We start from the raw sequence: 12,510 nt of genomic DNA, 5'->3' as shown, positions 1-12,510 counted from the left end.
GATCTCTGACGTTTCCTTTTCGGGGGAAGCGCCTGAATTCGTGCCTTCATCCATCGTCCGAATTTGCGATCCGGCCGGACTGACCGGTCGCACCCTTTGTCGGGATGAACCCGCACGCCATCAACAACAGTGCCGAGTACAGGTTGGACTGTGACCGGTTGCAATCAGCAATGCAATTTAAAGTTGACTAACGATCAAGCAAACAAGCAGGGACATAGACATGAGCATCTTCGGCAGCATGAAAACGGCAGTTTCGGGCATGAATGCGCAAGCCAATCGCCTGAGCACGGTCGCCGACAACATCGCCAACGTGAACACGACGGGATACAAGGCGGTATCGACGAGCTTTTCATCACTCGTCCTGCCGTCTTCGTCCGGCAACTACAATTCGGGCGGCGTCCAAACGACCGTCCGGCAGGCGGTCTCGCAGCAAGGCGACATTTCCTATACGACGTCGGATTACGACCTGGCGATTTCCGGTGACGGCTTCTTCATCGTTCAGGGCGCCGACGGCATCCCGGTCCTGACGCGCGCCGGCGACTTCACGGTTGACGACGAGGGCAATCTCGTCAACTCCGCCGGCTTTACCCTGATGGCCTATTCGTACAATTCCGGCTCGCCGGCAGTGGTCGTCAATGGCTTCGACGGGCTCGTGCCGGTCAATGTCAATCAGTCCGGATTGACCGCGATCGCTTCGACCAGCGGCTCCTTCAGCGGCAATCTCGATTCCGGGGCAGAAGTCGTCTCCGATCCGGACGCCTTGCCAAGTGCCAACGGTGCTTCCGAAGACGTCACCACCGACACCAAGAAGATGTCGCTCGTCGGATACGACAGTCTCGGCGCCACAGTCCAGTATGACTTCTACTACACCAAGACCGGCGAGACGACCGATGCCAGCGGCGCGGTCGCGGGATCGACCTGGGAAGTCGCGGTCTATCGCAATGCCGATGCGGCGACCACGGGTACGACATCCTTCCCCTATTCATCCGATGCGGTCAGCGTCGCTTCGCTATCCTTCGACGCAAACGGAAACCTGACCTCGCAGAGCGGCACCGATATCGTCGATCCCAAGACCGGCCAGACGATCTCGATGGATTATTCCGGCTTCAATCAGCTCGCCTCCGATTTCGCGGCATCGGGCTCGGCGAACGGGCAGGCGGCGAGCACGGTCAGCGGCGTGACCATCAGCGCCGACGGCGTCGTTTCGGCGAGCTACTCGAACGGCACGTCGAAGCCGCTCTACCAGATCCCGCTGGCAACCGTTGCGAGTCCCGACGAGCTGACGCTGCAGACAGGCAATGTCTACAGCGCCAACGGGCGGTCCGGTGTTACCGTCACCGGTTTTCCGCAAAGCAACGGCCTCGGTTCAATCCAGTCCGGCGCGCTCGAAAGCTCGAATGTCGATCTTGCCGGCGAACTGACCGAAATGATCGAGGCGCAACGCAGCTATACGGCCAATTCCAAGGTGTTCCAGACCGGCTCCGACATCATGGACATCCTCGTCAATCTCAAGCGTTAGGGGAGGGACGGATGTCGATTACCTCAGCGCTCAACAGAGTCCAGAACATCTTCAACAATACGGGTTACCAGAGCAGCGTCGTTTCGACGAACATCTCCAATTCAGGCAATTCCGACTATGTGCGGCGCGAGGCATCCGTCACCTCCACGCTGACCGGCGCGGCGGTCGTCAAGATCAGCCGCGCCCAGGAAGATGCCCTGTTGAAACAATATCTTCAGTCGAATTCGCAGGACAGTGCGCAGCAGACCCTGCTTTCCGGACTGGAGGACCTGAAATCCATCCTCGGCGGCAACGATTATGAGACGTCGCCGAGCACCTATCTGTCCGATTTCCAGTCGGCGCTTCAGGCGTTTGCCGCCTCGCCCGGCAACACGACCTCGGGACAGGCGGCGGTAACGGCGGCACAGGATCTCGCCAACAGCCTGAATACGGCAAGTGACGCCGTGCAGTCTGTGCGCGAGGATGCCGACGCCGAGATCGCCAAGCAGGTCGATACGCTCAACACGTTGCTGTCGCAGTTCGAAACCGCCAACAACGCGGTCAAGCTTGCGACGGCGACCGGCGCCGATACCTCGGCGGCGCTGGACGACCGGGAAAAGATCCTGAAGCAGATCTCCTCCATCGTCGGCGTCTCCACCACCACCCGCAGCAACAACGACATGATGTTGACGACGTCGGACGGCACGGTCCTGTTCGAGACCGTACCCCGAACCGTCAGCTTCAAGGCGACCGGCACCTATGTCGCAGGCACCGAGGGCAATTCCGTCTATATCGATGGCGTTGCGCTGTCGGCCGGCGAGGGGTCGACAACCACGGCGAAGGGCAGCCTGCAGGCTTTGCTGCAGGTTCGTGACGAGATCGCGCCAACTTTCCAGTCGCAGCTCGATGAAATCGCCAAGGCTCTTGTCCAGAGCTTTTCCGAGACGGACGGCAGCACGAGCGAGCCCGGGCTGTTCGTCTGGACCACGGCGTCCGGCGCCGACGGGGCTACGCCTTCCGATACATCGGGCGTGATCGACGGTATCGCGGCGACAATTACGGTCAACAGTGCCGTCGTCACGAGCTCGGGCGGCGATCCGGCGAAGCTGCGGGACGGAACGATCAGCGGCATCACCGATCTCAACCCCGATGGCAATAGCGGCTTTTCCGACAATCTGAATGCGCGCTATAGCGCCCTGAGCACCGCGCGAAGCTTCTCGGCCGATGCGGGGATCGGCCAGACCGCCAGCCTCGTTGACTATGCGAGCGATTCGGTCGGCTGGCTGGAGCAATATCGAAGCGATGCTTCGACAACGTCGGAAAACACCTCCGCAGCACTGTCCCGCTCCGAAGAGGCCTATTCCAACGAGACCGGCGTGAACCTCGATGAGGAGCTGACGAAGCTTCTCGATATCGAACAATCCTACAAGGCAGGAACGAAGATCCTCAACGCGATCGATGAGATGCTTCAGTCCCTGCTCGACATTGCGAGCTGAGCTATGAAAACCTCTTTTGTTTCCACAAGTGCGATACAGAACATGCTTCGCCAGACCATCGGCCAGTCCCAGAAGCTGATGAGCAGCGCGTCGACGGAAGCGGCAACAGGAACCTATGCCGATATCGGGGCGTCGCTGGGCTCCGGCGTTGCCAAGACGATCAGCATGTCGTCGGTCATCGATCAGGCGGCGTCTCTCAAGAACAGCAACGCGCTCGTTGCCCTGAGGCTGGATTCGTCGCAATCCTCACTCTCGACCATGCAGACCGCGGCGGATTCGCTTGTCTCCAACCTGACGGCCCTGCTTGGCAATCAGGATGAATCGGCCCTCGCGGTGGCGCAACAGTCGGCGACCGATACGCTCTCGCAACTGGTGTCGGCCGGGAACGCCATGGTCAATGGCGAGTATCTGTTCGCAGGCATCAACCTGTCCTCCAAGCCGCTGACGGACCAGTCCGCTGCCGTCTCGAGCCAGATCAACGACGCCTTGCAGACCTATGCGGACGGGCTCGGCAAGTCGATCGGCGATCTCACGGGCGAGGAGGTCTCGAGCTTCATCACCGACACCGTCGAACCGATGTTTTCCGAAGCGGCCTGGACCGATCCAACGAGCGGGTGGTCCACCGCATCGAGCACGAACATGAGCAGCCGGATCAATACGTCGGAGGTCATCCAGTCGTCGACGAACGCAAACTCCCAGGGCATGCGCTATCTGGCCCTCGCTTCCGTTCTCGTCAGCACTCTATCGGCGCAGGGGCTGAATTCGGATGCCCAGCGCGCGGTGACATCCGCGGCGATCAACTATGCTTCCGGTGCCTCTTCCAATCTGGTCAGCCAGCAAAGCCAACTCGGCCTCTCCCAGGAGCGCGTCGAGAAAGCCAACGACGCGCTCGATGCCCAGACGACGATCCTGCAGAACAAGCTGGTCGATCTCGAAGGGGTCGATACCTATGAGGCTTCCACCCAGGTCCAGTCCCTGGAGACGCAGCTGGAGACAGCCTATACGCTGGTCAACAAGCTGCAGAGCCTCAGTCTCGTGAACTATCTCTGATCGGACGCGCGGTGCCGCCATGCGGTACTTGCCGTGGAGAAAGGCTCGCCATCCCCGACCTCGGCGAGCCTTTTTTCTATTCGGCCCCGACGCCCTTGCAGAAGACGGCGATACAGCGGCGCAGATGGGCAAGGCGTGTGGTCCGGTCTGGCCAGGCGCTCGTGCGCCCCTCCGGTGGTCCCATGCCTCCAAAGACCATGTCCATCAGCATCCGTGCGCCGCTTGCGGCATCATCCAGCCGAAGCCGGCCCTCGGCCTGCCTTGCCTCCAGCCAGTCGGCAAGGAGTTGCCGGGACGCAAGAAGCCCCTCGTTGTTGAGGATTTCGATCAATTCCGGAAACTGCGGAGCCTCGCGAAAGACGAGTTGCAGCAGGCCGGCGCGCGCGATGTCCCTTTCCTCGTCCATGTCGATCATGAAGATCTGCTCGAGAGAACGGGAAACCGGACCCTGCTCGGGCTGGCGCGGCAGATCGAGCATCATGCGCCTGTGGTCGCGGACAACGGCGGCAAACAGTTCCTCCTTGCTCTCGAACAGGCGGTAGAGCGTCTGCTTGGAAACGCCTGCCTCGGCAGCGACGATTGCCGTCGTGCTCGCTGCATAGCCGTGTTTGACAAAAATCTTGCCGGCGTTTGCGACGATATGGGAGCGTTTTTCGTCGTCGCTGGAGGCTTTGGGTCGGCCACGCTTGCGTTGCATTTCTTCGCCGCTGTCAGTCCCCGCCATTCACCATCAATCCCCACATGTTCTCAACCCGGAATAATCCCTCTGCCAGCCGAAAAGCAACTGCGGTTGGCAAGAGACTCACCTGACAAAGGCCAAGCTATCCAAGATGACAGCTATCCGAACGGCAATTCGATGCTGAAGAGCCGCAATGCTCCCGGCGCATTGGGGTTTTCCACAGGTTCGCGAACATGCACTACTGCCTGCGGCGAAGTGCACCAAGCAGGTAACAGCTTCGTCGTCTGCTGGCAAAGGATTGCGTATCCGCGTCAGGGCACGCGGCTAATCCATTGTTTGGACAAGCGAAAGCTGAGTCCAGCAGTGAATGGCCGGGAGCCGGGCGACAGCTCAGGGCTGTGCATTGGCGGACGACGCAAGCGGGTGACGTACAGGGCGCTCCATCCGGCCATGTTGCGGGTCCCGAAGCTTTCGCTTACCCAAAGCGGGAAGGGCGATGCGACCATGACGGACCCTTGCCCCTCGCAAACGCGAATATCCCAGATGCCGATGCAACGCGCGAAACGTCCATTTTCAGGGGAAACACTGCAGCTGACGCTGATGCGCGTGCTCCGGCCGCTTGTCAAACTCGCGCTGGCATCGGGATTGAGTTTTCCTTCGTTCGCGTCCTTGCTGAAGCGCCTCTATGTAGATGTCGCCGAACGTGACTTCGCGCTCGCCGACAAGGCACAGACGGACAGCCGGATCTCCCTGTTGACGGGAGTCCACCGCAAGGATGTCAGCCGCCTGCGCGATGAGCCGCTCAGCGAAACGACGCTGCCGGCCGCAGTGTCGCAGACGGGCCGGATCATCGCAAAGTGGATAGCCGATCCGCTCTACTGCAATGAAGACGGAAGCCCGCGCGTGCTGCCGAGAACCTTGCAGGGTGAAGGTCCGTCCTTCGAGCGGCTTGTCGCCGAAATCACCAAGGACGTTCATCCACGCGCCGTCCTCGACGAATGGGTCGATCGCGGGATCGTATCCGTCGATGCGCAGGACATGGTTCGACTGGATCTCGCATCCATCGTCCCCAATGCCGATGACGAAGCGCGCCGGCATTATTTTACCCGCAATCTTCACGACCACGCACTTGCTGCCGTGTCCAATGTCATAAACGATGTGGCGCCCCATCTCGAGCGCGCCGTCCACTACGATCGAATATCGGCGGATCTTGCTGCCCGTCTCGACGTGATTGCCCGCGAGGAGACGATGGCAATGCTTTTGAGGCTGAACAAGATCGCCCATCAACTGGTGCAAGAGGATCCGGGTGGCGGCAGCCGCTGGATTGCCGGAGGATACGTTTTGACCGAAACGGTGGAAACGAGCCCGCTGCCGCGCTCTGGAAGAACTACGGAGGCAAAACAATGACGCCTCCGGTACTGTCGAGACGGCAACTGCTGTTGGGAACTGCTGCTCTGCATCTGTTCAGCCGCGTACCGGCCGGTGCAGGGCAGAAGGCCGCGTCCGGCGACGATCAGGGCATTGGCGGCTCGGGCCTTTCCGTCAGTGGCGGAGAGCAGGAGGATCACGGCATCGGCGGCACCGGTATCGTCGGCACCATCCAGGGCTTCGGCTCCATCATCGTCAACGATGTCCATATCCCGTTCACCGAAAGCACGCCGGTTCGCATCAACGGCAAGCGCGTCGCGACGAAGGAAATGAAGATAGGCCATGTTGCCCGTGTTCTGACCGTAGGCGGCGTGGCGCAGCGGATCGAGATCACGAGCGAAGTGCTTGGACCGATCGCGCTCATCAGCAAGTCGCGACTGTCTATCCTGCAACAGACCATCGACACGCGCACATTGGATACGAGCCGTCTCAAGGTCGGCGATCAGGTTGCCGTATTCGGGATACGGGCGGAGGACGGGACGATCGTCGCACGGCGTATCGAGCGACGCGCCGCCACGAGCAAGGCCCATGTCCGCGGCGTACCGGGTCAGCGCGGTACGAGCGCCTTCATTGGCGATCTGCCGCTCGGACCGCAATATCGTTATTTCGTCGGACGGCAGACGTTGGTGACGTTCAAGACGGTGCGCAACCAGCCCGTCATTTCCAGGGTTGTTTCGGAATCTCTGGTGCCGGGTTTGGACGAAGGCGTGGCCAATGTGGAAACCTATGGCAGCAATAAGAACGGCTCTCTGAAACTTGGTATCGGCATGTTCGGCCCAGGTGCTCAGGTTCGATTCGGTCCCGACGGGCGGACGTTTGCGACTGTCTCGGTGCGATCGGACCGTATGACATCAATTCGAAACGGCGGTCGGCCTCCTCACGATGCCCGCTTTAACGGAGGCCGTATGCCGCCCGGCCCTCCGCCACCCGGTTTCCGCAGACCTGAAGGTTTCTCGCCAAACGGATTTCCGCCGGGAGGCCCGCCCTTTGGCATGCATGAACCGCCGCGCGGCATGCAGAGAGCCCCGGGCAGAAGGCCGGGGCCACCGCCGGAGAGGTTCCGCTGACCGGCCTCACGGCAAGGGTCGATTGACATATGGGAAAATTTCCCATTTTATAGTGAAGCGATTCTGAAGCCGCTGGCAGAACGGCGGAAGAGCGCCGATCGCGGAGCCGGTCCAACCCCAGGACGGCGAGGCGATCGCTCCAGTTTAACCCCTTGTTCCTGCGTTCCCGACATGGATTGCGTTGCGATGCCTGCATCCCGACGACGAGGATGATTGCCGGTAAGTACCTTCGCACGGCGATCGTCTGAGGTGTTTTCGGGCGATTTGCCGGACCGTCAAATCGCCACGCAATCCTGTCGTTTCAAATTTGATCGAGGTCTGACGATAGAGAGATGTTGATGCGCAAGGCAGGCGAAAAGGTTTCGGCGCAAGGCAGCAGGCCGCCATATACGTTAATCACGACCTGGGAAAACCGGTCGGAACTTCTCGCGATCATGCGCAATGCTCTGGGCCTCGCCGAGCAGGTTCAGAACTTGTGGGAGCGAAGCGGCCAGCGCGGCCATCTCTCGCAGTCCGACACGGATGAGATGATATTGCTGCTGTCCGAAATGAGCGCGCTGAGCGAGGCGGCGCGTCGGTTGGACTAAGCCGGCTCGAATTGCATGAGAATGATGCGCGGCTATGTCGGCCGCGCATCAAGCAGGCCATCCGCAGCGTTTAGCTCTTGAGCCCGAACAGGGCTTCGGCGTTGCGGAAGCAGATCTTCTCCATGTCTTCCTTGGGAAGATCGAGCGAATTCAGGATCTTGAGCGTGTCGCGGATGTAGCCCGGTCCCTTTTCGGGATCGAAGGGCGAGTCCGATGCGAAGAGAATGCGGTCGCTGCCATAGAATTCGAGGCCGCAGAGCGTTGCGGCGCGCGAGCCGAAGACGGCGGTGTCGGCATAGAAATCCTTGAAATAGTCGAGCGGACGCTTCTTGAGGCGCTTCAGTACGAGCGACAGATCCTCGTCCGAGGTGCGCTTGCCGAGCTGATCCCAGCCGGGACCGACACGGCCTTCGAAATAGGGTACCATCGCACCCATGTGATGGGCGAGCACCTTCAGGTTCGGCAAGCGGTCCATGAAGCCGGAGAAGACGAGGCGCGCCATGGCGGCGCTGGTTTCATAGGGCCAGCCGAAGGTCCACCAGATTTCGTATTTGGACTTGTCCTCGGTGGCATAGTCAGCCATCGAAGAGTTGCGCGATGGGTGCAGCAGCACCGGCTTGTTGTGCTTGGCGGCGGCTTCGAAGATCGGGAAGAAGCGCTCCTCGTCAAGCGGCGCACCGTTGACGTTGGTGTGGATCTGCAGGCCGTTGGCGCCGAGTTCGGTAAAGGCGCGTTCGGCCTCGCGAACGGCGGCGTCCGGGGCGTTCATCGGCAGGGCGGCAACGAAGCCTGCGAAGCGTTCCGGATATTTCTCGACGAGTTCGGCCTGCCCGTCATTGGCGATGCGGGCAAACTCGGTGGCAAGTTCCGGGCCGCCCATCGCTTCGAGCGGCGGCATGCCGAGCGAGATGATCTGCCGGTAGTCGGGAAACTCGTCCATCACGCGGAAACGGGTCTCGAGATCGTAGATGCAGGGTATGCCCTGCATGCGACGGCCGATATCCTTGCCGGCGCCGTCGAGCTTCTGGATACGATCCCAGAGCGCTTTCGGGAAAAAGTGATTGAACGCATCGATATAGTACATCGGACTCCTCCTCAATGTGTCGGTATTGACGCCTCAGCCGCGCTTCAGGCGGCGGACGAGATAGGCGAAGGTCGCCTTGAACATCTCTTCACGGAACATGTGCTTGCGCTTGGCCTTGATATCCTCCGGCTTGCCGAGCGCCTTGGCACCGCCGGCAGCTTCGACCCACAGCTGCATCATGCAGGCGTTCTCCAGTGACAGGGCGAGATAGATCGCCTGTTCGATGCTGGGGCCAGCCGTCACCAGGCCGTGGTTCTGCAGGAGCATGGCGCCATGCCCGCCGAGGCAGGCCGCCACCGCCTTGCCACGCTCGGGCGTGGTGATCAGTTCCGTGGTTTCGGAAAACACCGGCAGGCCTTCGGCAAAGATCGATCCCGGATGCCCGATCGGCTGCAGCGGTTTGCCCAGTGCTGAAAAGCTCACAGCATAGGGCGCGTGCGTGTGAACGACGGCATTGACGTCGGGGCGCGCGCGCAGAACCTCGGAATGGATATAGACTTCGTTGTGGCGACCGTATTCGCCATCGACCTTTTCACCATCGAGATCGACGGTAATGATGTTGTCGAGGGTGATTTCCTCGAGGCCGAATTTCGACGGCTTCATGTAGAAGCGGTCCGGCTGGTCCGGCACACGGATCGAAATGTGGCCGCGCGTCCAGTCGCCCTGGCCGGCCTGTTCGAGTATGCGGCCGGCCTCGATCATCCGCTGCTTCAGCTCTTCATGCATCGTCTTGTTCTCCGAGGAATTGTCGCACCGGAAGCCGCCACCGCTCCAGGCCGGTTCGAATGCGGCATCACCGCCCTCGCAGGCGTTACACACGGTGTTTGTCACCGCGCTTGCGGCCCTGTGATACGTCGAGGAAGAGGTCCGAGACCGCGACCTTGCGGTCGATCAGCCCCTGCTGGTGTGCGTAGCCGATGACGGTTTCCAGCGTCTTGGCGTTCTGCCCCTCGATGCCATAGGCCCAGGGGTCGTCGCCAAGGATCGCCTGCTGCTCTTCCCAGGCTTCGCGATACCAGGCGAGCGGCACGATACGCGGGTTCTCCATGCGTTTCATGGCAACCTGCTTGGCCTCCTCGAAGGCAATGTAAAGATTGATCGGCACCCATGGGTGGCGCGCGACGATCTCGGGCCGAATGCCCATGACGTGCATGATCGGAAAAATGCCGGTGCGCTTGTAATAGGCGATCTCTTCCGCCTTGTAGTCCGGAAACAGCCGGCCGACGCGCGGATCACGCTTCTTGATCGGAGCGATGAGGTCGGGATGCAGCAGAGCGTCGATCTCGCCGTCGACAAGCATCTGCTCGATCGACTTGTCTTCGGCGATCTTGTGCAGTTTCAGGCCCGACGGCAGCGTGTAATCCACGTCCTCGTCCAGTTCCGAATACCATTCGATCGACTGATGCGGCACGCCATATTCGCCTTCCAGCAGGCCGCGCAGCCAGAGCGACGCCGTCACCAGATAGCTTTTGACGCCGACCTTGCGGCCGATCAGGTCTTTCGGCTCGCGGATGCCGCTTGCCGTATGCGTGAAAATGAAGCCGTGGCGGAAACGCCGGTGCAGGAAGACAGGGATCGCATCGAAGGGCAGGCCACGCGTCTTTGCCGCCATGTAGGAAGAAAGCGAGACCTCCGCGACGTCGAATTCGCCGTTGCGCAGAAAGCGCCAGTGCCGGGTGGTCGAATCCATTTCCGTCAGGATCGTCAGCTCAATCCCGTCCGGTTTGACCGTCCCTTCCTTCAGCGCCCGCACGATTTCGTAGTCACCGCAAGCAAGCGTCAGCTCGACCTTTTTCGTCACTGCACTCCTCCCAGAGCCGCCCGGCAAAATCCGCCGCGCCATCATTTACAGCCAGCATGCGCAGAACGGCAATCGTCTGTCCAGTCAATTTTCATTTTTTCCTGCATTATGGGATTTTTTAAGTTTTGAATTGACGCCTCTTTCGAACTCGCGATAAATGAAACCTGTTTCCGCCGGTTGGAGGGTGGTTAAGGGATGGAGAGTATGGAACAGACGGATGTCCTTATTGTCGGCGCAGGCCCGGTCGGGCTGACGCTTGCTATCGACCTCGGGCAGAAGGGCGTGCGCTGCACGCTGATCGAAAAGAAGGAAGCCCCGGAATTCCTGCCGAAGATGGAGCGCTGCAACGCGCGTACCATGGAAATCTTCCGTCGCATGGGCCTGTCGCAAAAGATCCGCAAGGCCGGCCTCGACGCTTCGGTGCCGATGGATGTCTATGTCGTTCTGGCGATGAACGAGCCGCCGCTGCTGCGCCTGCCGTATCCTTCCGTCAACGAGGCACTGGACGAGATTCGCCGCTCCGAGGATGCCAGCCAGCCGCTGGAAGCCTATCAGCTGATCTCGCAATATACGCTGGAGCCTCTCCTCAAATCGGTGGCCGAAGAGCTGCCGACAGTCTCGGTCCGCTACGGCACGGAATTTGTCTCGCTGGAACAGGACGAGGGCGGCGTGACCGCACGGACCGTCACGAAGAGCGGCGATATCACCTACCGCGCCAAATATGTCGTCGGCTGCGATGGCGGGGCAAGCCCGGTGCGCAAGCAGCTCGGCATCAAGCTGCGCGGGGAAGGCAATCTCCTGCATCTGCGCCAGGCGCTCTACTATTCGGAGGAGCTTTACAGCCGCATTCCGCTCGGCGACGGCCCCGGCCGCGGGCGCCACTATCACGTTGCTGATGGGCAGGCGACATTTCTCATCATGCAGGATTCGACAAAGCACTGGACGCTGCATGCCGTCGTCGAGAAGGACGAGGACATGGCCGCCCAGTTCGAGAAAGCGGTCGGCGTTCCGGTCGATTACCAGATGCTCTATGTCGGCCAGTGGAAGCAGAACCTCCTGCTTGCCGACCACTATGGCGCCGGGCGTGTTTTCCTGGCCGGCGATGCCGCCCATCTCGTTATCCCGACAGGCGGTCTCGGCATGAATACCGGTGTCGGCGACGCGGTCGATCTCGGCTGGAAGCTTGCCGCCACGCTTCAGGGCTGGGGCGGGCCGAACCTGTTGCGCTCCTACGAGATCGAGCGCCGGCAGGTCGGCGACCGCAATGTCGGCGCTTCGCGCTATGCCTCGCTCGGCCGTCGCAAATGGCGCTCGCAATACCGGCCCGATATTCGCGATCAGACGCCGGCCGGCCAGGCGACGCGCGACAATCTCGCGCGCATCGCCGATGTCGAGCAACGCAAGACGAACGAGATGATCGGTGCCGAACTGGGATACCGCTATGTCGGCTCACCCGTCATCACCGACGAGCCCGGCGGGCCGGAACATCTGTTCCGCGAATATCACCCGACCACATGGCCGGGCGCCCGGCTGCCGCATCTCTGGCTCGGCGAGAACGACCCGGTGCAGGACCATATCGGCCCCGGCTACACCATGCTGCGGCTTGGCGGCACGTCCATCGATACGTCCGGCGTGGCGGCCGCCTTCAAGGCGAGGGGCGTGCCTTACCAGACGCTGGAGATCGCCTCGCAGCGCGCCCGGGATATCTATGGCTACGATCTGGTGCTGGTGCGCCCGGATATGCATGTCGTCTGGCGCGGCAAGCAGGCCCCGGAAGATGCCGGAGATCTCGTGGCCATGGTCACGGGACACTGAGAACC

General features: G+C 61.1%; 11 protein-coding genes. 7 read left to right on the top strand and 4 right to left on the bottom strand.

All coding sequences use genetic code 11. The annotated features are described in order from the left end of the window. Positions 1-220 precede the first annotated feature (220 nt). The 3 genes from ACU8HS_RS28010 to ACU8HS_RS28000 are packed head-to-tail and all read left to right on the top strand — an operon-like array spanning position 221 to position 4,044. Positions 221-1,519 (top strand): flagellar hook protein FlgE, encoded by a 1,299-nt coding sequence (locus ACU8HS_RS28010; RefSeq protein WP_113413385.1) that lies wholly within the window; start codon positions 221-223, stop codon positions 1,517-1,519. Positions 1,520-1,530: 11 nt separating this feature from the next. Then, complete coding sequence (flgK, locus tag ACU8HS_RS28005; RefSeq protein WP_447016170.1) at positions 1,531-2,994, top strand: flagellar hook-associated protein FlgK; 1,464 nt, start codon at positions 1,531-1,533, stop codon at positions 2,992-2,994. A gap of 3 nt (positions 2,995-2,997) precedes the next feature. Then, on the top strand, positions 2,998-4,044 hold the full coding sequence (locus tag ACU8HS_RS28000; RefSeq protein ID WP_112755588.1) for a flagellar hook-associated family protein: 1,047 nt from the start codon (positions 2,998-3,000) through the stop codon (positions 4,042-4,044). A gap of 76 nt (positions 4,045-4,120) precedes the next feature. Here ACU8HS_RS28000 and ACU8HS_RS27995 read toward each other — a convergent pair whose 3' ends face one another. After that, a complete protein-coding gene (locus ACU8HS_RS27995) occupies positions 4,121-4,768 on the bottom strand; it encodes a TetR/AcrR family transcriptional regulator (RefSeq protein WP_113413383.1) in 648 nt (215 codons plus the stop codon). A gap of 498 nt (positions 4,769-5,266) precedes the next feature. Between ACU8HS_RS27995 and ACU8HS_RS27990 the strand changes: the two genes are divergently transcribed. The 3 genes from ACU8HS_RS27990 (at position 5,267) to ACU8HS_RS27980 (ending at position 7,805) form a co-directional block, all read left to right on the top strand. After that, entirely contained in the window at positions 5,267-6,130 is an 864-nt protein-coding gene (locus ACU8HS_RS27990; protein ID WP_447016479.1) for a DUF6502 family protein, read from the top strand. Continuing rightward, positions 6,127-7,218 (top strand): DUF5666 domain-containing protein, encoded by a 1,092-nt coding sequence (locus ACU8HS_RS27985; protein WP_447016169.1) that lies wholly within the window; start codon positions 6,127-6,129, stop codon positions 7,216-7,218. The genes ACU8HS_RS27990 and ACU8HS_RS27985 overlap by 4 nt, the downstream gene beginning before the upstream one ends. Positions 7,219-7,556: 338 nt before the next feature. Continuing rightward, positions 7,557-7,805, top strand: coding sequence for a hypothetical protein (locus tag ACU8HS_RS27980; RefSeq protein ID WP_112570075.1), 249 nt, complete (start codon positions 7,557-7,559; stop codon positions 7,803-7,805). 70 nt (positions 7,806-7,875) lie between these two features. Here the strand turns inward: ACU8HS_RS27980 and ACU8HS_RS27975 are convergent, their stop codons facing one another. The 3 genes from ACU8HS_RS27975 to ACU8HS_RS27965 all read right to left on the bottom strand — a co-directional run bounded on the left by ACU8HS_RS27975 (position 7,876) and on the right by ACU8HS_RS27965 (position 10,690). Continuing rightward, positions 7,876-8,889, bottom strand: coding sequence for an amidohydrolase family protein (locus ACU8HS_RS27975; RefSeq protein WP_112572019.1), 1,014 nt, complete (start codon positions 8,887-8,889; stop codon positions 7,876-7,878). A 33-nt stretch (positions 8,890-8,922) separates the two neighbouring features. Next, positions 8,923-9,615, bottom strand: coding sequence for a class II aldolase/adducin family protein (locus tag ACU8HS_RS27970; RefSeq protein ID WP_112572017.1), 693 nt, complete (start codon positions 9,613-9,615; stop codon positions 8,923-8,925). Positions 9,616-9,700: 85 nt separating this feature from the next. Next, a complete protein-coding gene (locus ACU8HS_RS27965; RefSeq protein ID WP_162702918.1) occupies positions 9,701-10,690 on the bottom strand; it encodes an ABC transporter substrate-binding protein in 990 nt (329 codons plus the stop codon). 204 nt (positions 10,691-10,894) lie between these two features. On the opposite strand from ACU8HS_RS27965, the gene ACU8HS_RS27960 reads away from it, so the two are divergent. Next, the gene (locus tag ACU8HS_RS27960) at positions 10,895-12,505 is read left to right on the top strand and encodes an FAD-dependent monooxygenase (protein WP_112704129.1); all 1,611 of its coding nucleotides are present in this window, start codon (positions 10,895-10,897) and stop codon (positions 12,503-12,505) included. The last annotated feature ends 5 nt before the right edge of the window (positions 12,506-12,510 follow it).

The sequence above is a fragment of the Rhizobium sp. KDH_Rht_773_N genome (genome assembly GCF_052946295.1).
This window is presented reverse-complemented; position numbering and strand designations above follow the sequence as displayed.